The 21,847-nt window shown below is 73.1% G+C and carries 20 protein-coding genes; 6 read left to right on the top strand and 14 right to left on the bottom strand.

Features of this window, described 5'->3' with window-relative positions:
* Positions 1–19: 19 nt before the first annotated feature.
* The gene (locus tag OG406_RS31840; protein WP_179165494.1) at positions 20–883 is read left to right on the top strand and encodes a 3-hydroxybutyryl-CoA dehydrogenase; all 864 of its coding nucleotides are present in this window, start codon (positions 20–22) and stop codon (positions 881–883) included.
* A 199-nt stretch (positions 884–1,082) separates the two neighbouring features.
* Positions 1,083–1,340 carry a hypothetical protein gene (locus tag OG406_RS31835; RefSeq protein ID WP_081223436.1) on the top strand — a complete coding sequence of 86 codons (258 nt, stop codon included), beginning with the start codon at positions 1,083–1,085 and terminating at the stop codon, positions 1,338–1,340.
* Between the two features lie 188 nt (positions 1,341–1,528).
* Here the strand turns inward: OG406_RS31835 and OG406_RS31830 are convergent, their stop codons facing one another.
* From OG406_RS31830 to infC, 10 genes are all read right to left on the bottom strand, one after another.
* Positions 1,529–2,074, bottom strand: a complete 546-nt coding sequence (locus OG406_RS31830; RefSeq protein WP_267050296.1) for an NUDIX hydrolase — start codon at positions 2,072–2,074, stop codon at positions 1,529–1,531.
* Positions 2,075–2,235: 161 nt separating this feature from the next.
* A complete protein-coding gene (locus OG406_RS31825) occupies positions 2,236–3,576 on the bottom strand; it encodes a transcriptional regulator (protein WP_329189059.1) in 1,341 nt (446 codons plus the stop codon).
* 383 nt (positions 3,577–3,959) lie between these two features.
* Complete coding sequence (locus OG406_RS31820) at positions 3,960–4,922, bottom strand: PP2C family protein-serine/threonine phosphatase (RefSeq protein WP_239155060.1); 963 nt, start codon at positions 4,920–4,922, stop codon at positions 3,960–3,962.
* Positions 4,923–5,506: 584 nt separating this feature from the next.
* Complete coding sequence (gene pheT / locus OG406_RS31815; protein ID WP_164371099.1) at positions 5,507–8,011, bottom strand: phenylalanine--tRNA ligase subunit beta; 2,505 nt, start codon at positions 8,009–8,011, stop codon at positions 5,507–5,509.
* On the bottom strand, positions 8,011–9,138 hold the full coding sequence (gene pheS, locus OG406_RS31810; RefSeq protein ID WP_164371098.1) for a phenylalanine--tRNA ligase subunit alpha: 1,128 nt from the start codon (positions 9,136–9,138) through the stop codon (positions 8,011–8,013). Before pheS ends, pheT begins: the two co-directional genes overlap by 1 nt.
* A gap of 182 nt (positions 9,139–9,320) precedes the next feature.
* Entirely contained in the window at positions 9,321–10,496 is a 1,176-nt protein-coding gene (locus OG406_RS31805; protein ID WP_329189057.1) for a sensor histidine kinase, read from the bottom strand.
* A 53-nt stretch (positions 10,497–10,549) separates the two neighbouring features.
* Positions 10,550–11,410 (bottom strand): TrmH family RNA methyltransferase, encoded by an 861-nt coding sequence (locus OG406_RS31800; RefSeq protein WP_329189055.1) that lies wholly within the window; start codon positions 11,408–11,410, stop codon positions 10,550–10,552.
* Between the two features lie 107 nt (positions 11,411–11,517).
* Positions 11,518–11,901, bottom strand: coding sequence for a 50S ribosomal protein L20 (gene rplT / locus OG406_RS31795; RefSeq protein WP_024494113.1), 384 nt, complete (start codon positions 11,899–11,901; stop codon positions 11,518–11,520).
* A 95-nt stretch (positions 11,902–11,996) separates the two neighbouring features.
* Positions 11,997–12,191 (bottom strand): 50S ribosomal protein L35, encoded by a 195-nt coding sequence (gene rpmI / locus OG406_RS31790; RefSeq protein ID WP_003947156.1) that lies wholly within the window; start codon positions 12,189–12,191, stop codon positions 11,997–11,999.
* A gap of 106 nt (positions 12,192–12,297) precedes the next feature.
* The gene (gene infC, locus OG406_RS31785; protein ID WP_329191049.1) at positions 12,298–13,029 is read right to left on the bottom strand and encodes a translation initiation factor IF-3; all 732 of its coding nucleotides are present in this window, start codon (positions 13,027–13,029) and stop codon (positions 12,298–12,300) included.
* Between the two features lie 391 nt (positions 13,030–13,420).
* Between infC and OG406_RS31780 the strand changes: the two genes are divergently transcribed.
* Positions 13,421–13,777: a DUF1844 domain-containing protein gene (locus OG406_RS31780; RefSeq protein WP_164371095.1), complete on the top strand. Its 357-nt coding sequence runs from the start codon at positions 13,421–13,423 to the stop codon at positions 13,775–13,777.
* 10 nt (positions 13,778–13,787) lie between these two features.
* Here the strand turns inward: OG406_RS31780 and OG406_RS31775 are convergent, their stop codons facing one another.
* Positions 13,788–14,519, bottom strand: a complete 732-nt coding sequence (locus OG406_RS31775) for an SseB family protein (RefSeq protein WP_267050299.1) — start codon at positions 14,517–14,519, stop codon at positions 13,788–13,790.
* Between the two features lie 148 nt (positions 14,520–14,667).
* Between OG406_RS31775 and OG406_RS31770 the strand changes: the two genes are divergently transcribed.
* The gene (locus OG406_RS31770) at positions 14,668–15,636 is read left to right on the top strand and encodes a serine hydrolase (RefSeq protein WP_329189051.1); all 969 of its coding nucleotides are present in this window, start codon (positions 14,668–14,670) and stop codon (positions 15,634–15,636) included.
* Between the two features lie 51 nt (positions 15,637–15,687).
* Here OG406_RS31770 and mycP read toward each other — a convergent pair whose 3' ends face one another.
* Positions 15,688–16,965, bottom strand: coding sequence for a type VII secretion-associated serine protease mycosin (gene mycP / locus OG406_RS31765; protein ID WP_329189049.1), 1,278 nt, complete (start codon positions 16,963–16,965; stop codon positions 15,688–15,690).
* On the bottom strand, positions 16,962–18,212 hold the full coding sequence (locus OG406_RS31760; RefSeq protein WP_443067120.1) for a hypothetical protein: 1,251 nt from the start codon (positions 18,210–18,212) through the stop codon (positions 16,962–16,964). Before OG406_RS31760 ends, mycP begins: the two co-directional genes overlap by 4 nt.
* 256 nt (positions 18,213–18,468) lie before the next feature.
* Here OG406_RS31760 and OG406_RS31755 point away from each other — a divergent pair, with 256 nt between their 5' ends.
* Together OG406_RS31755 and OG406_RS31750 are read left to right on the top strand one after the other, a co-directional pair.
* A complete protein-coding gene (locus tag OG406_RS31755; protein ID WP_327410210.1) occupies positions 18,469–18,684 on the top strand; it encodes a hypothetical protein in 216 nt (71 codons plus the stop codon).
* A gap of 997 nt (positions 18,685–19,681) precedes the next feature.
* On the top strand, positions 19,682–20,884 hold the full coding sequence (locus OG406_RS31750; protein WP_164372448.1) for an amino acid deaminase/aldolase: 1,203 nt from the start codon (positions 19,682–19,684) through the stop codon (positions 20,882–20,884).
* A gap of 9 nt (positions 20,885–20,893) precedes the next feature.
* Here the strand turns inward: OG406_RS31750 and OG406_RS31745 are convergent, their stop codons facing one another.
* Complete coding sequence (locus OG406_RS31745; RefSeq protein WP_329189046.1) at positions 20,894–21,820, bottom strand: DUF2510 domain-containing protein; 927 nt, start codon at positions 21,818–21,820, stop codon at positions 20,894–20,896.
* Positions 21,821–21,847: the final 27 nt, after the last annotated feature.

The following is a 21,847-nucleotide window of genomic DNA, read 5'->3' as shown; positions in this document are numbered from 1 at the left end:
GATCAGCGAAGGGGACGATGTGACCGACATCGAACGCGTCGGAGTGGTGGGCTGCGGCCAGATGGGAGCGGGCATTGCCGAGGTGTGCGCCCGCGCCGGTCTGGACGTGAAGGTCGCCGAGACCACCGGCGAGGCCCTGGAGATCGGCCGGACCCGGCTGTTCAACTCCCTGTCCAAGGCCGCCGGGCGCGGCAAGATCTCCGAGGACGAGCTGGAGGCCACCCAGAACCGCCTCAGCTTCACCACGGACCTCGGCGAGTTCGCCGACCGCGACCTGGTGATCGAGGCCGTCGTCGAGAACGAGCAGGTGAAGACCGAGATCTTCCAGGTGCTCGACCAGGTGGTGACCCGGCCGGACGCGATCCTCGCCTCCAACACCTCCTCGATCCCGCTGGTCAAGCTGGCCGTCGCCACCTCGCGCCCCGACCAGGTCATCGGCATCCACTTCTTCAACCCGGCGCCGGTCCAGCAGCTCGTGGAGCTGATCCCGGCGCTGACGACCTCCGAGGGCACGATCGGCCGGGCCCAGCTGTTCGCCGAGAAGTCGCTCGGCAAGCACACGATCCGCGCCCAGGACCGCTCCGGCTTCGTCGTCAACGCGCTGCTGATCCCCTATCTCCTGTCCGCGATCCGGATGTTCGAGTCGGGCATCGCGAGCCGCGAGGACATCGACAACGGCATGGAGATGGGCTGCGCCCACCCGATGGGCCCGCTCAAGCTGTCCGACCTGATCGGCCTCGACACGGTGGCCTCGGTCGCGTCCAGCATGTACGAGGAGTACAAGGAGCCGCTGTACGCCGCTCCCCCGCTGCTCCAGCGCATGGTCGACGCGGGCCGCCTCGGCCGGAAGACCAACTCGGGGTTCTACACCTACGGCCAGTGACGACCGGCCGCTGACCTCCGGGTCGAGCACGACGGGCGCGGGCCCGGCACCCTCCGGGGTGCCGGGCCCGCGCCGTTCACACGGAGTGTGCGCGCCGGGCCCGCATATGCCGCGCGCACACGCTCCCCACGTGTCCACCAGGCGAGTTGACTTTCCGTGCGCAGACAAGGGATCTGCGACTACGGAAAGGAGCGGACCCGTGACCGCCGACTCCGAGCATCCCGCGGCACCGAAGGAACTCGCGGAGTTACGCCGGTCCCTCGAAGTGGGGCTCACCCGCATCGAGGGAGGACTGGCGCTGCTCACCCAGCGCGACGACCAGACGGCCAAGGATCTCGACGACCTCAGCACCCGGATCGTCGCGCTCGAACACACCCGCTGGCCCCTGCCCACCGTCTCCGTCGTCGCGGCCGTCGGAGCGGTGGCCGTGACGCTCTGGCAGGCTCTGGGCCACTAGGTCGTGTCCGCAAAGTCGCGTCGTCCGCCCGAAGGGCGGGCCCGGCGGCGTCTGGTGCGTGCTCTCGGCGTGCCGGCCCCGGGCCTGCGTACTGGATGTACTCGGGTCTGGGGCCGGTGCGGCGAGAGTGCGTGCCAGACGCCGCCGGGCAGGCGAGACCTTGCGGACACGGCCTAGGGAGTGCCCCGTCAGGGCAACGCGTCCTGCCCGAGCCTGAGATGGTGCAGGAGCAGCAGCGCGGCAGCCATGTTGGCGGCCGGGACCTCACCGCGGGCGACCATGTCGGGGACGAGCTTCAGGGACACCCACTCCCGGCGGTCGGACTCGAAGTCGTCCACGGGGTGCCCGATGTACTCCCCCTCGTCGGCCCAGTAGATGTGGTGCCGGGCATCGGTGAGTCCGTTCGAGGGCTCGACGCTCATCAGATGCCGCAGGGGCCCCGGCCGCCAGCCGGTCTCCTCCTCCAGTTCACGGGCGGCCGCGACGGTGATGTCCTCGCCGTCCTCGACCACGCCCGCCGGCAGCTCCCATCCCCAGCTGTCCGTGATGAAGCGGTGCCGCCACAGGAGCAGGACCTCGTTGGACTCGTTCACCACCGTGGCCACGGCGACGGGCCGCAGCCGTATCAGGAAGTGATCGAGATGCCGTCCGTCCGGCAGTTGCACGTCCGCGAGGTTGACGCTGAACCAGCGGTTTGCGTACACAGTTTGTTCGTTCTGTTTCGTCCACTGCACAGTTCTGCCACCTTCCGCTAGGTAAGTGGCAATATCGCAGCAGGAGCGTTCCGGCAGCAGGCTCACGCCGGTCGGGGCACGGTGCGGTGACGGTGAAGACGGTGTGCCGACAGGGCGGCCCGGGGCGGCGCGAGCGGCGGACATGGCCCGCCGAGGCACCCCTACAGCGGGACGCGCAGGGCCCCGTCGATGAGTTCCGCGGCCTCGGCCGTCCCCGCGCAGCCGCTGCTCACGAGATGCCGGCGTACCGCGCGGAGTCGGTCGCGCAGCCGCTGGGACTCCATCCCGCGTGCCTGTTCGGCCATTTGGACCGCGGTCTCCACGGCCTTGTCGGCATTGCCCTGGCGCAGCTCGATCTGGCTGAGCATGGCGAGCCGGTGCACCCGCCCCCGGTCGTGCGCCGGAGTGTCGACGGCCGCCGCGGCGTGCTCGGCCGCCGCCACGAGGTCACCGAGGCTGAGCAGCGCCTCCGCCACCTGTACGTTGACCAGTCCCGGCTGGACATAGCCGGTCTCATCCGGCTCGTAACCACGCCGGATACGCTCGGCGGCCTGCTCCGCACGCCGAATGCAGGACAGCGCACTGCTGCCGTCTCCGAGGTGCGCGTACGCCTTGGCCTGCATCGCGTAGAGGTCGGAGGCGAGCGCCGGCGTGATGTGGCGCCCCGCGGCGCGCAGCGCCGCCTCGGCGAAGGCGACCGCCTGCCGGTACTCGCGCATGAACAGCGACTGGTTGACGAGCAGCGCTATCACGTAGGCGCCGAGTCCCCTGTCCCCGCTGGCCTTGGCCAGGCGCAGCGCCTGGTGGAAGTAGCGCTGGGCGAGGCCGTGCGCGTCGGAGTCGTAGGCGCAGATGCCCGCGATGGCCACCAGCCCACCGGTGGCGCGGTGGAGTTGGCGGCCGGTGGCGTCGGTGTAACTGCCGCGCAGCAGGGGCGCCGTCTCGGCGTTGAGGAAGCCGACGATCCGCGTGCGGGTCGCGATGCCCCCGGCCTTGCGGTACATCTGCTCGTAGTGGGCCCGCGCCGCCCGGAGCATCTCGATGTCGGCCATGCTGACCTGCTGGCGGCCGCCGCGGGAGACGTCCACGTCCTCCGGCGGGTTCTCCCACTCCCAGACGGGCATCACGGCGGGCGTGCCGGTGACGGCCGGGGCGCCGAGGATGTGCGGCCGCTGCTGCTCGTCGGACCGCCACAGGGCGGTGGCGCGCTCGACGAAGCCGGAGAGCGAGGTGGCGTGCGGGGCGGACGGTTCGCCGGGCAGCCCGAGGCCGATGTCGTCGAGCGTGACGGGCCGGTGCAGTCGTCCCGCGAGGACCTCGCAGATCAGGTCGGGCACCTGGCCGCGCGGACGCTGCCCCTTCAACCACCGCGCCACGGCGGTGTGTTCGTAGCGCAGGGCGAGGCCGCGCGCCCGTCCCGCCTGGTTGACGTGCGCGGCGAGTCCCGCGTGCGAGATGCCCGCCTCGTCGAGGATCGCGTCGAGCAGAGTGTTGGGCTGCATGGAGGGCCCCCCGGGTGGCTCGTGGCCGACGGCGCCGATCGTCCTCTTCCGCGCCCGACAGCGCCAGTCAGCGTAGCGGGTCCCTTTCACACGGGGTGTGAAGCGAATACCCGTATCCGTCGGGTGCGCGCGCTGTCGCGGAGCGTCGCGGGCCGGTTGACTGAGCTGTCTCGCAAGAGGCCGGCCGGGCCGCCGGCTCCCCCTCGTACAGTGCGGCGGCCCGTTTCGCGCCGTCCGCCCGGCTGCCTGCCCGACACTCCGTGGCGGGGCGGACGGCCGCCGTCGGCACGGCCCGGGCGGCCGCGAAGTTCCTTGCGGCCGGGCCGCGTTGACGGCGTCGCCGGGTGCGGGACGGCGTCGGAGCCGGCGCACGGTGCGGTCGGTCACCGACCGTACGGCAGGTGCCGGGAGACGCCGTGCCCCTGGTGCAGAGGCACGCGCCGGCGGTCGTTGTGCAGCACCAGCAGGGCGACGTCGTCGACGGGCCGGCCGCCGGTGTGGCGCAGCAGCCCCGCCAGGACCGCCCGCAGGACGGCCTCCGGCACCACGGGCCGCTCGTGCACGGCCTCCGCGAGGGCGGGCAGCAGCGGGAAGAACCGCCCACGGGAGTCCCGCGCGTCCTCGGCACCGTCGGTGTGCAGGAAGAGCCCCTCCCCCGGCAGGAGTTGACCGCAGGCCTCGGCCAGGAGAGCGGCCGGGAGCGGGAACGGCCCGAGCGGAGGCAGGGGGTCCGCGCTCGCCAGCGGGGCGACCCGGCCCGTGCCGAGCAGATACGGCCAGGGATGACCGCAGTTGAGGGCGTACACCTCACCGTCGGGGTGGATCTCCAGGAGCAGGACGGTGACGAAGTCCTCGGCGACCGGGTGGTCGGTGTCGAGCCCGGACGAGGGGTGTTCGCCGCGGGCCCGCTCGCGCAGGTGCCGTGCCAGGGCGCGGTCGAGCCGCCTGAGGACACCGCCGAGTTCGGGTTCGTCGTGCGCGGCCTCGCGGAAGCTGCCGAGGACGGCGGCGACGGTCCCGATGGCGCCGAGCCCGTGCCCGCGGACGTCGCCCATCACGACCCGCACGCCGTGTTCGGTGGCGATCACCTCGTACAGATCGCCGCCGACGGTCGCACCGCGATCGGCGGAGAGCTGCGTCGCCGCGAGGCCGAGCCCGTCGATGCGTGGGGGCAGCGGCCGCAGCAGGACGCTCTGGGCGGCTCCCGCGACCTTGCGGATCTGCCGGAGTTCCCGCAGCAGCGCCCCTCGGACATGGACCACCAGTCCCGTGCCGACGGCGAAGAAGACGGCACTGGTGGCGATGCGGGCCCCGAGACCGTCCTGCTGCGCGAGCGGACAGACCATCCGGTACGAGATGGCGAGCGCACCCCAGGCCGTGGGCAGCCCGAGGGTCAGGGCCCGGCGGAGCGGCGGCCGTTCGGAGCCGTGGGAGGGGCCGCCCGGGCCGAGGCCCGCTTCCCCGCCGCGGCGGCGGAGCCGGCGGGTGAGTCCCGGACGAGGTCCGGCCCCGCGCAGCACCCGGGCGAAGCCAAGCCTCAGCCGGCCACCCCGGCGCCCCGGTGGGGGGACCGCCCGGACCGGCTCCCGTGCATGCGTCCGGGGCGTCGCCCCGCGGGGAACCCCAGCCTTGATACGGATCATGCCGATTGGCCCCCCAATAGGCCCCGACAGCGCAGACGGCCTCGGCGAGACCGGTCCGATTCTGTCGACCACCCGCCCGATCGGGCCAGATCGTCCGGACATGTCACCCGAATGAGTGAGGTGTCTTCGGACACCCGCACCCCCTGCATCCACGCAGGCAGGGGGCCCTGCCCGGCCTCGTGGCGAGGACGGGCGGAGCCCCTGGAAAGCGGGCGGGGAGCCGTGCGCCCGGCCGCGGAACGATCCGCGGTCCGGCACACAGCTCCCCGGTACGACCTGCCGGCCTGTCAGGCCCCGCGCAGCACCGCTCCCGTGCGCTCGGTGGCGAGGGCCACCGCGGCGTCGCGGGCCGCGGAGGCCTCGTCGACGGTGAGCGTGCGGTCGTCGGCACGGAAGCGCAGCGCGTACGCGAGGGACTTGCGGTCCCCGCCGAGCTGCTCGCTCTCGTACTCGTCGAACAACCGGATGGACTCCAGGAGTTCACCCGCGCCCTCGCGCAGCGCCGCCTCGACGTCGGCGTGCGGTACGGCCTTGTCGACGACCAGCGCGACATCCTGCGTGGCGACCGGGAAGGTCGAGATCTTCGGGCCCTTGGGGTGGCCTGAACTCGCCTCCTCCAGCGCGTCCAGGTCCAGTTCCATCGCGCAGGTGCGCGCGGGCAGACCCAGCGCCTTCAGCACCCGGGGGTGGAGTTCACCGGCGTGTCCGACGACCCGCTGCGTGCCGTCCACGACGACCGAGAGCTCGGCGCAGCGGCCGGGGTGCCACGGACCGTACTGGCCGGAGCGGACGAGGAGTTCGGTCCCCGCCTCGCGGGCCAGGATGCGCGCGGCCTCGATCGCGTCGGCCCAGTCGGCCGGGCGGCCCTTGCCCCACCAGCCGGCCTGCTCGCGGGCGCCCGCGAGGACGACGGCGGCGTGCCGGGGCTGGACGGGCAGCGCGGCGGTCAGGGACGCGATCTCCTCGTCGGTGGGACGGCGGTCGACGGGCAGCCGCCCGGCGATCCGCAGTTCCGCCCGCGGGTGGAAGACCAGGCCCGTCTCGAAGAGCGCCAGGTCGTGGCTGCCGCGTCCGTCGTTGCGGCGCAGGGCCTGGAGCAGGCCCGGGAGCAGCGTCGTGCGGAGCGCGGGCTCCTCGTCGGAGAGCGGGTTGACGAGCTTGACGACCTTGCGGTTCGGGTCGTCGTCCGCCAGGCCGAACTGGTCGAGGACCTGCTCGCCCATGAACGGGTAGTTCGGCGACTCGACGTATCCGGCGCCGGCGAGGGCGCGGCCGACACGGCGGTGCAGGCGCTGCCGGTCCGTGAGGCCGAGGCCGGCCGGAGGCTTGGGCAGCGTCGAGGGCAGGTTCTCGTAGCCCTCGAGCCGGATGACCTCTTCGGCCAGGTCGTTCGGGTCCGTCAGGTCGGGACGCCAGGACGGCACGGTGACGATCAGCTCGTCCTGGCCGTAGACGTCGCAGCCGACCTGCTGGAGACGGCGGACGACGGTCTCGCGGCCGTAGTCGACACCGGCCACCTTGTCCGGGTGGTTCGCCGGGATGGTGATGCTGTGCGGCGCGGACGGGGCGATCACCTCGGTGACCCCCGCGTCGGCGGTGCCGCCGGCGAGGAGGACGAGGAGGTCGACGGTCCGCTGGGCCGCCGCGGAGGCGGCCTGCGGGTCGACGCCGCGCTCGAAGCGCTTGGACGCCTCGGAGGCCAGCTTGTGACGGCGGGCCGTGCGGGCGATCGAGATGGCGTCGAAGTGCGCGGCCTCGACGACGACCTCGGTGGTGGTGCCCTCGGTGTCGTCGATCTCGGTGTTGGCGCCGCCCATGACGCCCGCGAGGCCGATGGGACCGCGGTCGTCGGTGATCACCAGGTCCTCGGCGTTCAGCGTGCGCTTGACGCCGTCGAGGGTGGTGAGCTTCTCGCCCTGCTCGGCCCGGCGCACACCGATGGTGCCCTGGACGCGGCTGCGGTCGTACGCGTGCAGCGGCTGACCGAGCTCCAGCATCACGTAGTTGGTGATGTCGACGGCCAGCGAGATCGGGCGCATGCCGGCCTTCTGGAGGCGGCGGCGGAGCCAGATCGGGGAGTGGGCGTCCGGGTCGAGGCCGGTCACCGTACGGGCGGTGAAGCGGTCGCAGCCCATCGGGTCCGAGACCTGCACCGGGTAGCCGAACGCGTTCGGGGCCGGTACGTCGAGCAGGGCCGGGTCGCGCAGCGGCAGGCCGTACGCGATGGCGGTCTCGCGGGCGACGCCGCGCATCGACAGGGCGTAGCCGCGGTCGGGCGTCACGGCGATGTCGAGGACCTCGTCGACGAGCTGGAGCAGCTCGATCGCGTCGGTGCCGACCTCGACCTCGGGCGGCAGCACGATGATGCCGCCGCTGCCGTCGTCGCCCATGCCGAGTTCGTCGCCCGAGCAGATCATGCCGTGCGAGGTCTTGCCGTACGTCTTGCGCGCGGCGATGGCGAAGTTGCCGGGCAGGACGGCGCCGGGCAGGACCACGACGACCTTGTCGCCGACGGCGAAGTTGCGGGCGCCGCAGACGATCTCCTGGGGCTCACCGGTGCCGTTGGCGGTGCCGACGGCGACGGTGCAGAAGCGGATGGGCTTCTTGAACTCCGTCAGTTCCTCGATGGTGAGCACCTGGCCGACGACCAGGGGGCCCTTGAGGTCGGCGCCGAGCGGCTCGACGGTCTCGACCTCGAGGCCTGCCGAGATGAGCTTGGCCTGGACGTCGCGCCCGGTCTCCGTCGCCGGCAGGTCGACGTACTCCCGCAGCCAAGAAAGCGGGACCCGCATCAGATCTCCATCCCGAACGGCCGGGTGAACCGGACGTCACCCTCGACCATGTCTCGCATGTCTTCGACGTTGTGGCGGAACATCAGCATCCGCTCGATACCGAACCCGAAGGCGAACCCGCTGTACTTCTCCGGGTCGACGCCGCAGGCGACGAGCACCCGCGGGTTGACCATGCCGCAGCCGCCCAGTTCGATCCAGCCCTCGGACGAGCAGGTCCGGCAGGGGCGGTCGGGGTTGCCGACGGACTCGCCCTTGCAGACGTAGCAGAGCATGTCCATCTCGGCGGACGGCTCGGTGAAGGGGAAGTAGTTCGGGCGCAGCCGGGTCTTCATGTCCGAGCCGAAGAGCGACTGGACCATGTGGTCGAGGGTGCCCTTGAGGTCGGCCATGGTCAGGCCCTCGTCGACGGCGAGCAGCTCGATCTGGTGGAAGACCGGGGTGTGCGTGGCGTCGAGCTCGTCCGTGCGGTAGACGCGGCCGGGGCACACGACGTAGACGGGCGGCTCCCGGTCGAGCAGGGCGCGGGCCTGCACCGGGGAGGTGTGGGTGCGCAGCACGACACCGGACTCGTCGCCCTCCACGCCCTTCGGGCCCTGGACGAAGAAGGTGTCCTGCATCTGCCGGGCCGGGTGGTCCGGGCCGAAGTTCAGGGCGTCGAAGTTGAACCACTCCGCCTCGACCTCGGGGCCCTCGGCGATCTCGTATCCCATGGACACGAAGACGTCGGCGACGCGCTCCATCATGGTGGTCAGCGGGTGCCGGGCGCCGGCGGGTACGCGGTCGTAGGGCAGTGTGACGTCCACCGCCTCCTCGACGAGTACGCGCGCGTCGCGCTCGGCCTCCAGCTCGGCCTGGCGGGCGCCGAGGGCCTTGTTCACGGCGCCCCGGGCCTGGCCGACGAGCTTGCCGGCCGCGGCCTTGGCCTGCGGGGGCAGTGCGCCGATCTCGCGGTTGGCGAGGGCCAGCGGAGAGGTGCCGCCGGTGTGGGCGACCTTGGCCTCCTGGAGCGCGTCGAGGTCGCCGGCGGACGCGAAGGCGGCGAGCGCCTCGTCCCGCATGCGCTCGATCTCTTCCGGTTTCAAGGCCTCGACCTCTACAGGGTCGTACGACTTATTAGGTGCCGACATCTCTTCCCGTGCTTCCGGTTGGCTGGCTGAGGGTCCCCGTCACCGACTCGGAGACGAATCGTCCGCAGATGAGAGGACGCAAAGGTGCCAAAGGCCGAGTCTAACGGGGGTGGGGGCCTGCCCAGGACTGGGCAGCCTCGCGGTGCTCCCGTGCGGATGAGCCCGTGGGGTGCGTCGCGGCGTCAGAGGAGATACGCCGGGGTGCCCACGGGCAACGTAAATCGGAACTCGGCGCCTCCGCCGGGGGCGCGGCCGACCGTGATCGTGCCGCCGTGGGCTTCGACGATGCCCTTGACGATGTACAGCCCGAGGCCTGTGCCGCCGCGCTTGCTGCCCCGCCAGAAGCGGGTGAAGACGCGGTTCATGGACTCCTCCGGGATTCCGGTGCCCTCGTCGCTCACGGTGACCGACGTGACGGCACTCGCCGGGCCCTCCTCGTCCGCCCGCTCGCGCGGGGAGACCGAGGGTGCCACGTCAATGGTGACGGTTCCCTCGCCGTGCCGCACCGCATTTTCGATCAGGTTGCTCAGCACCTGGTCGACCTTGTCGGGGTCGGCCCACAGGGCGGGCAGCGGCTGCTCGATGCGCAGCAGGAAACGGTCGGCGGGCTGGCCGGAGGCGACGTAGGCCTGGATGTGGCGTCCGACGGCCGCGCCCATGTCGACGGGCTGGCGGCGGACCTCCAGGCGGCCGGAGTCGATGCGGGAGATGTCGAGGAGTTCGGCGATGAGCCGGGTGACGCGGTCGGCGTCGGCGTCGACGGTCTCCAGCATCAGCTTCTTCTGGTCGTCCGTGAAGCGTTCCCACTTGGCGAGCAGGGTCGCGGTGAAGCCCTTGACGGAGGTCAGCGGCGAGCGCAGTTCGTGGGCGACCGTGGCGATCAGCTCGGCGTGGCTGCGCTCGGTGCGGCGGCGGGCCTCGGTGTCGCGCAGGGAGACGACGACGCGGCGGACGGGTCCGGTGGGCCGGGTCCGTACGTAGCGGGCGGCGACCAGGACCTCACGGCCGCCGGGAAGCAGCAGGTTGCGCTCGGGCTGGCCGTTGCGGATGGCGAGTCCGCCGTAGGGGTCGGTGAGCTGCCACCAGCGGCGGCCCTCCAGGTCCTCCAGCGGCAGTGCCGTCTCCAGACGGCGGCCGAGGGCCCGGTCGGCGGGGACGGCGGTGATCCGCGCGGCGGCGGCGTTGAAGCAGATGACCCGGCCGTGCTCGTCGGCGACGACGAGTCCGTCGGGCAGGTCGTCGGAGTCGACACCGGTGCCGGCCTGCGGGTCGGTGCCTTCATCCGGCCGGGACGCGGAGGTGCCGCGCACGTCGCGTGCTCGCAGCGCGCTGTGCGCACCGCCCGTGCCGACACTCATCCCCGTACCCCACCTCTCGTCTGGCGCAGAGGGCCCCCGAGCCCGTCACCCTACTAGCTGTCGGTGACGGAGCGGCACCCTGTGGAGGCACGCTGTGCACGGGCCGACGCGTAGAGACATACGGCCGCGGCGGTGGCGAGGTTCAGACTCTCGGCCTTTCCGTGGATCGGGACGCGCACGACGGCGTCGGCCAGCGCCCGGGTCTCCTCCGGGAGTCCCCAGGCCTCGTTGCCGAACACCCAGGCGGTGGGTCCGCCCATGGTCCCCTTGTCGAGCTCGTCGTCGAGGTCGTCCTCGCCCGCTCCGTCGGCGGCGACGATCCGGACGCCCGCGTCCTTGAGGCCCGCGACGGCCTGCTCGACGGGGACGCCGACGGCGACGGGCAGGTGGAACAGGGACCCGACGGAGGCGCGGACGGCCTTGGGGTTGTAGAGGTCGACGGAGGCGTCGGTGAGGACGACGGCCTCGGCGCCGGCGGCGTCGGCGCAGCGCAGCACGGTGCCGGCGTTCCCGGGGTCGCGGACGTGCGCGAGGACGGCGACGAGGCGGGGCCGGGCCTTGAGGACGTCCTCGAAGGGGGTGTCGAGGAAGCGGCAGATCCCGACGACGCCCTGTGGGGTGACGGTGGTGGAGATGTCCGCGATGACCTCCTCCTCGGCGAGGTGCACGCGGGCGCCCGCGGCGCGGGCGTCGCCGACGATGTCGGCGTACCGCTCGGCCGCCTCGACGGTGGCGAACAGTTCGACGAGGGTGGCCTCGCCGTCGACGCGGTGCGCGGCGGCCTCCCGTACGGCCTGCGGCCCCTCGGCGAGGAAGAGCCGCTCCTTGCCCCGGAAGTTCCGCCTGGCGAGCCGACGGGCGGCGGCGACGCGCGGCGAGCGCGGGGAGATCAGCTCGGGGGCGGCGGGGGGCATGGGGTCACCTTCACGTTGCAGGGGGAGTTTCTGCCGCACGGAACACGACGGACCCGCAGGCGAAAACCTGCGGGTCCGGTGACATCCGGCGAGGGCCGGCGTCGGTGTCAGGCGGCCTTCGGCGCGTTGACGTCCGACGGCAGGGCCTTCTGCGCGACCTCGACGAGCGCGGCGAACGCGTTGGCGTCGTTGACGGCCAGCTCCGCGAGGATCTTGCGGTCCACCTCGATGTTGGCGGCGTTCAGACCCTGGATGAGGCGGTTGTACGTCATGCCGTTCTGGCGGGCCGCAGCGTTGATGCGCTGGATCCACAGCCGACGGAAGTCGCCCTTGCGCTTCTTGCGGTCGTTGTAGTTGTAGACCAGCGAGTGGGTGACCTGCTCCTTGGCCTTGCGGTACAGGCGCGAACGCTGACCGCGGTAGCCGGAGGCCGCCTCGAGGATTGCCCGGCGCTTCTTGTGGGCGTTGACTGCCCGCTTGACGCGTGCCACTTTTTAACTCCTTGTAGCGGGGCCGTGGTGGGAGTCACACGGCCCGAAATCGATGGGGTCCCGGTCCTGACGTGCGGCGCTTGGGCGCCGGTACGTCACTTGCCGAGAAGCTTCTTGATCTTCTTGGCGTCGCCCGGGGCCATCTCGGCGTTGCCGGTGAGGCGGCGCGTCAGGCGCGACGACTTGTGCTCGAGCAGGTGGCGCTTGCCGGCACGCTCGCGGAGCACCTTGCCGGAGCCGGTGATCTTGAAGCGCTTGCTGGCACCGCTGTGCGACTTGTTCTTCGGCATAGCGCCGTTCTCTCCTCGTCAGTGGCGTTCCGGTGCCCGGTCGCGGGACCGGGCACGGTGGAACGTCATATGTATCGATTGACATCCCGGGGCGTGAGCCCTGGGATCACGCCTCGGCGGACGCCTCGGCCGGAGCCTCGGCGGACTCGGCCTCGGTGGTCTCACCCTCGGTGATCTCGCCCTCGGCGATCTCACCTTCGGCCAGGTCACCGTCGGCGGCGTTCTGCGAGCGACCGGGGTTGGCCTTCGCTTCCGCCTTGCGAGCGGCCTGGGCCTCACGGGCCTCGGCCATCGCCTCGGTCTTCTTCTTGTGCGGGCCGAGAACCATGATCATGTTTCGGCCGTCCTGCTTCGGGTTCGACTCGATGAACCCGAGGTCCTCGACGTCCGAAGCGAGACGCTGGAGCAGTCGGTAGCCGAGCTCCGGCCTGGACTGCTCGCGACCACGGAACATGATCGTGATCTTGACCTTGTCGCCCTGCTTGAGGAACCGGACGACGTGACCCTTCTTGGTGTCATAGTCGTGCGGGTCGATCTTCGGCCGGAGCTTCATCTCCTTGATGACCGTGTGCGCCTGGTTCTTGCGCGCCTCGCGGGCCTTCATGGCCGATTCATACTTGAACTTGCCGTAGTCCATGAGCTTGCAGACGGGCGGGCGAGCACTCGCCGCCACCTCGACCAGGTCGAGGTCGTACTCCTGAGCAAGCTCAAGGGCCTTGGCAAGCGGAACAATCCCGACCTGCTCGCCGCTGGGACCGACAAGTCGCACTTCGGGAACGCGAATCCGGTCGTTGATGCGGGGCTCGGCGCTGATGGATCCTCCTAGGTAGCACCACACGGCGGTCTGGCGGACAGCCGCGTATGTCTCTGCTGACACTGGGACCAACCGCTGCGGGGCATGAAAAATGCCCCTGACGGGACACAGGCGGGGCTCCATGGATTACCGGAACACCGCCGCGGTCAACCGCGGGGCGCACATTCGGGCGACTCCACCGTCCGTACGGAACGGTGGCGGCCGCCTGACCGGGTGACCCGCCGTCCCGGGGGACGGTCAGGTGGGAGATCGGAGCCTCCACTTGTGGGCCGAGCACATACGTGTCCGGCCGGTCGTTACACAAGGTTAGCAGTTTCGCCGGGTACGCGCTAACCGACGGCCCCGGGACCGTCCCCCACCAGGGGGAACGCTCCCGCGGGCGGGGGCGTGCGCGCCGGGGCCTATCGTGTGGGGCATGAGTGACACCCCTCCCCAGAACCCCGACTTCGACACCATGACCCGCGACATCGCCGAGGTCCCCGCGGTCGAGGTCATCGTGACGGTCGCCGTCAACCTGATGAGCGCCGCCGCGGTGAAGCTCGGTCTCACCGAGGAGGGTGACGAGCACAAGGACCTGGACGAGGCCCGCAAGCTCGTCACCGCGCTCGCCGGCCTCCTCGACGCGAGCACCACCGAGATCAGCTCCTTCCACGCGGCGCCGCTGCGCGACGGCCTGAAGTCGCTCCAGCTCGCCTTCCGCGAGGCCTCCCTCGTCCCGGACGAGCCGGGCCAGGGCCCGGGCGAGAAGTACACGGGTCCGGTCTACGGCTGAACCGTCCCGCTCAGCGGCGCACGTACAGGGGCTCGCCCGGTGGTGTCGCCTCGGCCGGCAGGAGTGCCAGGTCGAGGCCGCGGACCAGGCGGGCCCGCAGTGTCTCGTCGGCCGCGAGCCGCTCGGCGACCGCGCGGGCGGCCTCTGCGGGGGCTGCCGCCGGGTCGAGCACGAGGGCCAGGGTGCCGTCGGCCTGCCCCGGACCGAGATGGGCCCGGACCACCAGGGGCTCGGCGGCCACCGCGGCCCGTACCGCCTCGACGACGGCGGGATCGGCCAGCGGTTCGGCGGTCGTCCGCCCCTCGGCCAGCGCCAGCAGGGCGGAGCCGGTCAGCTGGAAGGCGACGGGACCGGCGAGGTCCAGCACGACCGTGTCCGCCTTCTCGTGCGCGGCGGCCTCCAGCACCTGGCGCAGGGGTACGGCGACGGGGCGGGCCGCGGGGTCCCAGCGGGCCAGCGAGTCCGTGGAGGTGAAGGCGGGCAGCGCCGTGCGGTCCCCCGCCTTGAGGGTGGGCACCGCCATGTCGCTCGTTTTCTCGTGGCGCAGCCCGTTCTCGTCCTCCTCGACCTCGCCGAGGACCGCCACGACCGGCACGAGCAGCCGGGCGTCCTTGAGGGCCTCCAGGACCGGCGGAACGGCGGAACGGTCCGCCGACCAGGCGGCGAGCGCCGCACTCAGCCGGGGATCGGCGGAGCCGTCGTCGTCGGGGAAGCCGGAGTCGGGAATGTTCTTGTTCGCCACGGTCCCTGACCCTATCGGGGGGATGCTGTTGCGCTTGTGCGGGCCCCGAAACCCGGCGGTGAGGGATTCACGGGTTTCTCAGTCTTCGCTGACACAGCTCTAACACGCGTCTAACCGGGGGCACAGTCGGGCCGTCCAGCATCGCGGCATGGACCGTCACAGATCCCGCGGGCGCCGCGCCCGGCCCGTCCGGCGCACGTCGATTCTCTACACCGTGGTGGCCTCCGCCGTGCTCGTCGGCGTCACGGGAGCCGGGACCGTCTACGTCCAGGCGCATGCGCACGACGGCAAGAGCCTCGTATCGTCGGCGTCGTCGGCGTCGGCACTCCCCTCGGCGTCGCCTTCGGCCGCTGAGGAGGCATCGGTGGAACCCGTGGTGGAGCCGTCGGTGGACCGGGACGCGCTGCTCGCGAAGGCGATGAGGTCGGTGACGCCGGCGGCCGGCGCGAAGGTGTCGGTCGCCGTCCTGGACGTCGACTCCGGTGAGAGCGCCGCGTACGGCGACGGCACCTTCGACACCGCGAGCATCGTCAAGGTGGACATCCTGGCCGCGCTGCTGCTGCGGGCGCAGGACGCGGACCGGAAGCTCACCGCCCAGGAGAAGGCGTACGCCACCACGATGATCGAGAACAGCGACAACGCCTCGGCGACCGCGTTGTGGGCGGCGATCGGCCGGGCGGACGGCCTCGACGCCGCGAACAAGCGCTTCGGCCTCACGGGCACGAAGGGCGGCGACGGTGAGCTGTGGGGACTGACCCGGACCACGGCGGGCGATCAACTGACCCTGTTGCAGCAGGTGTTCGGGGACGAATCGGAACTCGGCGCGGCCTCCCGCACCTATCTCCAGGGGCTCATGGGGAAGATAGCGACCGGCCAGCGGTGGGGCGTGTCGGCCGCGGCGGACGGCGGGCGGTGGGCGCTGAAGAACGGGTGGCTGCCGCGGACGGCGACCGGGCTGTGGGACATCAACAGCATCGGCCGCGTGACCGTCGACGGCCACGACTACCTGGTGGCTGCGCTGTCGGACGGCAACTCCACGCAGGCTCGGGGGATTTCACTGGTGGAGGCGGCGTCCGAGGCCGCGGTCGCCGCGTTCCGTGACGCCGGGGAGAAGTGAGGGGCCGGCAGCGCGTCGGACCGGGCACCGGTCGCCGACAGGGGACCTGGTCTAGCGCCGGCCGAACAGGGGCGCGCCCCTGCGTCCGCGCCACAGGACGACGGCCGCCGCCAGCAGGCTCACGCCGAGGGCACCCGCGAGCGGGCCGGCCCAGTCGGCCGATCCGGCGTCGTCGTCCGGGCTCTCGGGTCCGGGGCCGAAGTACTTCCGGCCGTACGCGGCCGAGGCGAGGCCCTCGGGCTTGATCCGGCCGCCGGCCTCGATGGCCGCGGCCGGGTCGATGAAGCCGAAGCCGCGCGCGTCGTCGCGGCCTCCCGAGGGCACGTTGCGCGCGGTGTCCTCCAGGAGCTGCTTGATCTGCGCGGGGGCGAGGCCCGGGTGGGCGGCCCGGATCAGCGCGACCGCGCCGGAGACGAACGCGGACGCGGCGCTCGTTCCCCAGCCTTCGTAGTACCGGTCGTCCGGGTCGGCGATGACGACGTCGACGCCCGGGGCGCTGACGGTGGCGTACCAGCGGCGGGTGGAGAACGAGGCGCGCGTTCCGTAACGGTCGACGGCGGTCGCGGCGATCACGCCCGGGTACGCGGCCGGGTAGGAGATGTGGTCGCCCTTCTCTCCGCCGTTCCCGGCGGAGGCCACGACGGCGACGCCCTTCTTCAGCGCGTACTGGACGGCCGCGTCCTCGGCGGGCTCGGGGTGCGCGGACTTGGAGTCGTCGCCGAGGGAGAGGTTGATGACGTCCGCGCCCTGGTCGGTGGCCCAGCGGATGCCCTCGGCGAGGGCGTTGCCCCGGGTGGTGCGGGCCTTGGAGCGGGCGGGGTCGGCGTCTTCGAGGATGACGCGGACGGGCAGGATCCTGGCCTCGGGCGCGATGCCCATGACTCCGTCGGCGTCGCCGGCCCCGTGGCCGTGACCGGCGATGATGCCCGCCATGGCGGTGCCGTGCCGGGCCCAGGCCCGGTCGCCCCGGCTCGCGCCGAAACCGACCATGTCCTTGCCGGTGAGCACGTTGCCCGTGAGGTCGGGGTGCCGGGCGTCGACGCCGGTGTCGAGGACGGCGACGGTGATGCCCTTGCCCTTGGTCGTCCGCCACGCCTGCTGCGTGTGCATCGCGTCGAGGCCCCACTGCTGGGCCCGTATGCCGTCGGCGTGGGCGGCGGCCGTGGGCACCAGGGCGAGGGAGACGGCGAGCAGGGCGCTGAGCGCGGCGGACCGGCGGGAGAGCCGGGAGCCGCGGGTGGCCGGGGCGGCGCGGAGACGCCGGGCGCGGCCCGCGGCGGACCGCGCGGGTGCGGTGACCGCGGGGACGGGAGCGGGCTCGCGGCTCATGACGGCTTCTCCGTGGCCGGGGTGACGGTCTTGCGGAGGCTCCGCTCCACCCGGTCGGCGAGGCCCTGTGCCTCGTGGCCGAGTCCGGCCTGGGCCGGGGTGGTCGTCGCCCCGGGCTTCATGGCGTCGGCGGCGGGCTGCGGCGCGGTGACCGTACGCCCGTCGGCGAACCCGGAGACGGCGAACACGACGACCGGGGCGTCCGTGAGGACCGACTCGGTCCAGGACGCGCGCTGGGCGTCGCCGAAGTCCGCCGCCGGGGTGCCCTTGGCCGGGTAGGTGCGCGGCATCAGGTCGGTGCGCCGGTCCAAGTCCTCTTTGCCGAAACGGGCCTTGAGCGCGGTCATCGCCGCCGCGTCCCCCTTGGTGAACAGCAGGCCGACGGTGGTGACGTGGCTCAGGGTCGCGTCCACGTAGGTGGCGCGCAGCAGCCGCAGGCAGCCGACGGGGGCGAGGGCCTTGCGCAGCAGCGGGTCGAAGGCGTTCGCGCAGCCGGTGTCCGGGGCGACGGCGATCCGTGTCCAGGTGCGGTCGGAGCCGCCGGGGCCCGCTCCGTCACCGCGCACGCTCGGCGGGAAGAGCCGGTCCACGGGCACGCTGTGCCAGAGTTCCCCGGCCGCGGCGAAGGCGCCGCGGGAACCGGGGGCGTCCGCGTCGTCGCCGGTGAGCCAACTCCCCGTCACGGCACCGCCGATGAGGCCGAGGCCGAGGACGACGCAGGCCGCCGCGGCGGCGGTACGGGTTCGTGGCCGCCCGAAGAACGGACGGGCCGGTGCGGGGGTGTCCCCGGAGGTCTCGGGCTCGGCGAACGACACGAAGGGCCGCTCGGCACCCGGGGCTCCGGCGGGCGGGGCCGGGGTCGTCGGCCGCGGCGGGAACGGGTCCGCGGCGGCGGGCGTGGAGGGATCCTCCGTACGGATGGGCCGCAGCCGTCGGGTCGTCTCCGTCGGCCGCTCACCGGGAACGGCGGAACGCCCCGGCCGTCCAGGGCGCGACGGCGGGGCCGGGTGGGGCACCCGGTCGCCGAGCGGGGAGTCCTCGGTGGCGGGGGGCGTGTCCGGGAAGCGTGCGGTGGCGGCGGGCGGCGGCGGGGTCATCGCGCCCGGACGCAGCCGGGGGAAGCGCGGGGGCTCCTGGCCGGACGCGGAGGGCGCGGCGCCCGAGGCACCGAACTCCCGCCCGTACCGCTCCTGTTGGTGTTCCGAAGCGGCCCGTTCCGCCGTGGGCGCCTCGGACTGCGGCGGCACGGACGGATCCGTACCCCGGGGCGGGCCTTCGGGCCGGGGCGGAGCCCCCGCTCCGGAGGACGGCGCGGCCTGGCGCGACCGGGACGCGGCGCCCTGACCGGGTGAGGAGGGGTGCGGGGGCGCGCTCCGGCCGGTCGGGGAGGTGTCCCCGGATACGGCGCCCCGGCCGGGGGCCGACGCGTTGCGGGAGGCCGCACCCTGACCCGGAGCCGACCGGTTCCCGGAGTCGGCGTCCGGTCGCGACAAGGAGGAGCCCTTGGGTTCCGTGATCCCGTCCGGCGTGGACGGGTACCGGGATGCCGCGCCCCGACCGGGAGAGGACGGGTTCCTCGACGCCGCGCCCTGGCCGGGGGCCGAGGCGCTGCGGGAGGCCACGCCCTCGCCGGCCGCCGACCGGTTGCCCGGGTCGGTGTCCTGCCGGGCCGAGGAGAAGCCCCGGGGTGCGGGGCTCCCGTCCGGCGCGGACGGGTAGCGGGATGCCGCGCCCTGTTCCGGGGCGGACGGAGGGCGGGGCTCGGTGCCCTGTTGCGGGGTGGCGGGCGTTCGGGACGCGGCGTCCCGGTCGCGTGAGGAGGGATGTACGGGGGACCGTTCCTGCGCCGGCCGCGGCGGGGGTTCGTCGGACCACGACTCCCCCTCGATGGGAGGCGCGTAGCCGCGTCCGGACGCGGTGGTTCCGGCCGACGGCGAGCCGCTCTCGGACTCCCAGGCTTCGCCGCCCGCCGGAGGCCGTTCCGGACGCGGCGGGGCCGACGGACCGGGAGCGGACGTCGGAGCGGGCGGTGCCTCCGGACGACGGGCGCCCGGGACGGGCGGAGGACCGGCCGGCATCGGCGGTGGCGTCCCGTCCCCCGAGGCCGCCGGGGTCGGCGGGGCCGCCGGACGCGGGGGGACCGGCGGGGTCGCCGCAGGCGGCGCGAACGAGGTCGGGGTCTGCCCGGACGCGGCGGATCCCGGGGGGCGCGTGCGCGGAGGCGCGGAGGGCGGCGACGGCGGCGCGTAGGAGGGCGCGGCGGGTGTCGTCGAGGGGGGTGGGTACGGCGGAGGCGGCGAGGACCGCGGGGGCGCCGGCGTCTCGGCGGGTGCCGGAGTGTCCGTGGGCTCCGGGCTGCCGTCCGGGTGCGCGGTCGGCCGGTGTCCGGACGGCGGTGGGCCGGAGGGACGCGGCGGAGGGGCGGCGCGACGCGCTTCCGTGCTCATGCACCCCCCGTTTCCTCGTACCGGGCTTGCCGGCCCTCGCGGAGTCCACCCGGGCCGTACCTGCGCGGAAGGGGACCGCCACGAGCACGCATACCCGTACCGGTGGACCGTCACCCCGGGCAGGGCCCGTCGGGGCAAGGTCGTCCCTCCCTGCGTCCGCGTCACTCTACGGGTTGACGCGCGTCCGGAGGGAACCAGTCCGAAGCCCCGCGGCATCTGCCCGGAACGTCCCCCTACCCTGCGGTAATCGAGTCTGGCAGGCTGCGTGCATGACTGCCCGTGCCGCCGACAGGGCCCGCTACGACCGGGCCACCGCTCACCTCGACGCCCCCGTCGCGATCGTGGACCTGGAGGCCTTCGACGCGAACGCGGACGATCTCGTCCGCCGGGCCGGCGGCAAGCCGATCCGTGTCGCCAGCAAGTCCGTGCGCTGCCGCGCCCTCCTGGAACGCGTCCTGGACCGGGACGGCTTCGCCGGGATCATGTCCTTCACGCTCGCCGAGTCGCTGTGGCTGGCCAGGTCGGGTTTCGACGACGTCCTGCTCGCCTACCCCTCGGCCGACCGCAAGGGCTACGCAGAGCTGACCTCCGACCCCAAGCTCGCCGCCGCGGTGACCGTCATGGTCGACGACCCGGCGCAGCTGCGGCTCATCGACGACGCGCGCCAGGGCGGCACCGAAGTGGTGCGGGTCTGCCTGGAGTTGGACACCGCGCTGAAGCTGTTCGGGGGCCGGGTCAGGGTCGGGGCGCTGCGCTCGCCGCTGCACTCCCCCGCCCAGGTCGCGGACCTGGCCCGGGCGATCAAGCGCGCGCCCGGCTTCAAGCTCGTGGGGATCATGGCCTACGAGGGGCACATCGCGGGCGTCGGCGACTCCGTGGCGGGGCGGCCGCTGCGCTCGCGGGCCGTGCGGCTGATGCAGGCCACCGCCCGCAAGGAGCTGATCCAGCGGCGCGCGGAGGTGGTCCGCGCGGTGCGTGCCGTCGAGCCCGACCTCGAGTTCGTCAACGGCGGGGGCACCGGCAGCGTCCAGCACACGGCCGCCGAGGACGCGGTGACCGAGATCGCCGCGGGGTCGGGGCTCTATGTGCCGCGGCTCTTCGACAACTACACCTCGTTCAGCGGCCGTCCGGCGGCCCTGTTCGCGCAGCCCGTCGTGCGGCGGCCGGGCGTGGGGATCGTGACGGTGCTGGGCGGCGGCTATCCGGCGTCCGGTGCGGCCGGCCCCGACCGGCTGCCGGTCCCCTATCTTCCGGAGGGGCTGGCGTACGACCCGCAGGAGGGCCCGGGCGAGGTGCAGACCCCGCTGCTGGGATCCCCGGCGGACGATCTGCTCATCGGCGACAAGGTGTGGTTCCGCCATGCCAAGGCGGGTGAACTGTGCGAGCGGTTCGACGCGTTGCACTTGGTCGAGGGCGATGCGGTGACGGCGACCGTGCCGACGTACCGCGGCGAGGGGCACACGTTCCTCTGAGCCGCCCGTTCAGTTCGACGGGCCGATGCTGCTGCCCACCCCGCCGCCCGCGTCCGTGCCGCCGACGGACCGGATCCCCTTGGTGATCCGGTCCATGTCGGACAGCGGCGGCCCGTCCGCGCCCGCGTCGAAGGCGAACCGGACGATGACCAGGGCCTGGGTGCCGACGCTGGACGGGAAGGCCAGCGACTCGACGTAACCCCCGGGGCCCTCACGGGTCTTGACCTTCCAGCGCACGAAGTACCCGGCGCGTCCGGCGACGGCGACCGAGCCGGCCTTGACCAGGGTGTGCGAGGTGACGCCCCGGAAAGGTCTGCTGCCGAGCGCGTCGCGGTCGTACACGCTGTCCATCGCGTCCTTGATGTCGTCCTCGGCGAGGGCTTTCGGGGAGGTCACGTCGGTGGCCGTGGCCGTCCGTGAGCTGACCTGGCCGTGCCGGCACAGGCCGGGGTCGCCCGGACAGTCGTAGGTGCCCGGGGTGGTCATCACGACGTCGTGGTCGGCGATGTACTTCGGCCTGGTCCAGCCGGCCCGCAAGGGCAGGGTGATGCCGTTGAGCTGGTCCACGACGACGGACGGATCGCCGGCCGAGGGCGAGGGTCCGGACGGTGTGGGCGACGGTCCGTCGGCGCCGTCGGGGGACGCGACCGCCGGGGTGGTCTGCGCGGCGGTGTCCCCGTCGCCGTGGTCGAGGCGCAGCAGGACGGCACCGGTGACGATGGCGGCGACGAGGACCACGGCGGCGGCGCCGAGCGCGACGGCCTTGGCGCGGCCGGAGGCACCCCCGGTCGGGCGGGCCTCCGGCGGTGCCGGGAGAGGCTGCTGGACGGTCTCGGGCGTACGCCGGTGGTCGGTCCAGGCGGCCCCGTCCCACCAGCGCTCGACGAGCGGGTACGAGGGATCGCGGTACCAGCCGGGAGGGGGCGTCATGCTCATCCCGGCACTCTAAAACGTGCCCCGAAC

This window comes from Streptomyces sp. NBC_01428, from assembly GCF_036231965.1.
Classification (GTDB): Bacteria; Actinomycetota; Actinomycetes; order Streptomycetales; family Streptomycetaceae; genus Streptomyces.
This window is presented reverse-complemented; position numbering and strand designations above follow the sequence as displayed.

What these genes read in the sequence shown, in the direction of transcription:
- OG406_RS31825 (WP_329189059.1), bottom strand. Translation starts at nt 3,576, where the DNA reads ATGCAGCCCAACACTCTGCTCGACGCGATCCTCGACGAGGCGGGCATC.
- OG406_RS31820 (WP_239155060.1), bottom strand. Translation starts at nt 4,922, where the DNA reads ATGGTCTGTCCGCTCGCGCAGCAGGACGGTCTCGGGGCCCGCATCGCC.
- pheT (WP_164371099.1), bottom strand. Translation starts at nt 8,011, where the DNA reads ATGCGGGTCCCGCTTTCTTGGCTGCGGGAGTACGTCGACCTGCCGGCG.
- pheS (WP_164371098.1), bottom strand. Translation starts at nt 9,138, where the DNA reads ATGTCGGCACCTAATAAGTCGTACGACCCTGTAGAGGTCGAGGCCTTG.
- OG406_RS31805 (WP_329189057.1), bottom strand. Translation starts at nt 10,496, where the DNA reads ATGAGTGTCGGCACGGGCGGTGCGCACAGCGCGCTGCGAGCACGCGAC.
- OG406_RS31800 (WP_329189055.1), bottom strand. Translation starts at nt 11,410, where the DNA reads ATGCCCCCCGCCGCCCCCGAGCTGATCTCCCCGCGCTCGCCGCGCGTC.
- rpmI (WP_003947156.1), bottom strand. Translation starts at nt 12,191, where the DNA reads ATGCCGAAGAACAAGTCGCACAGCGGTGCCAGCAAGCGCTTCAAGATC.
- OG406_RS31780 (WP_164371095.1), top strand. Translation starts at nt 13,421, where the DNA reads ATGAGTGACACCCCTCCCCAGAACCCCGACTTCGACACCATGACCCGC.
- OG406_RS31770 (WP_329189051.1), top strand. Translation starts at nt 14,668, where the DNA reads ATGGACCGTCACAGATCCCGCGGGCGCCGCGCCCGGCCCGTCCGGCGC.
- mycP (WP_329189049.1), bottom strand. Translation starts at nt 16,965, where the DNA reads ATGAGCCGCGAGCCCGCTCCCGTCCCCGCGGTCACCGCACCCGCGCGG.
- OG406_RS31750 (WP_164372448.1), top strand. Translation starts at nt 19,682, where the DNA reads ATGACTGCCCGTGCCGCCGACAGGGCCCGCTACGACCGGGCCACCGCT.
- OG406_RS31745 (WP_329189046.1), bottom strand. Translation starts at nt 21,820, where the DNA reads ATGAGCATGACGCCCCCTCCCGGCTGGTACCGCGATCCCTCGTACCCG.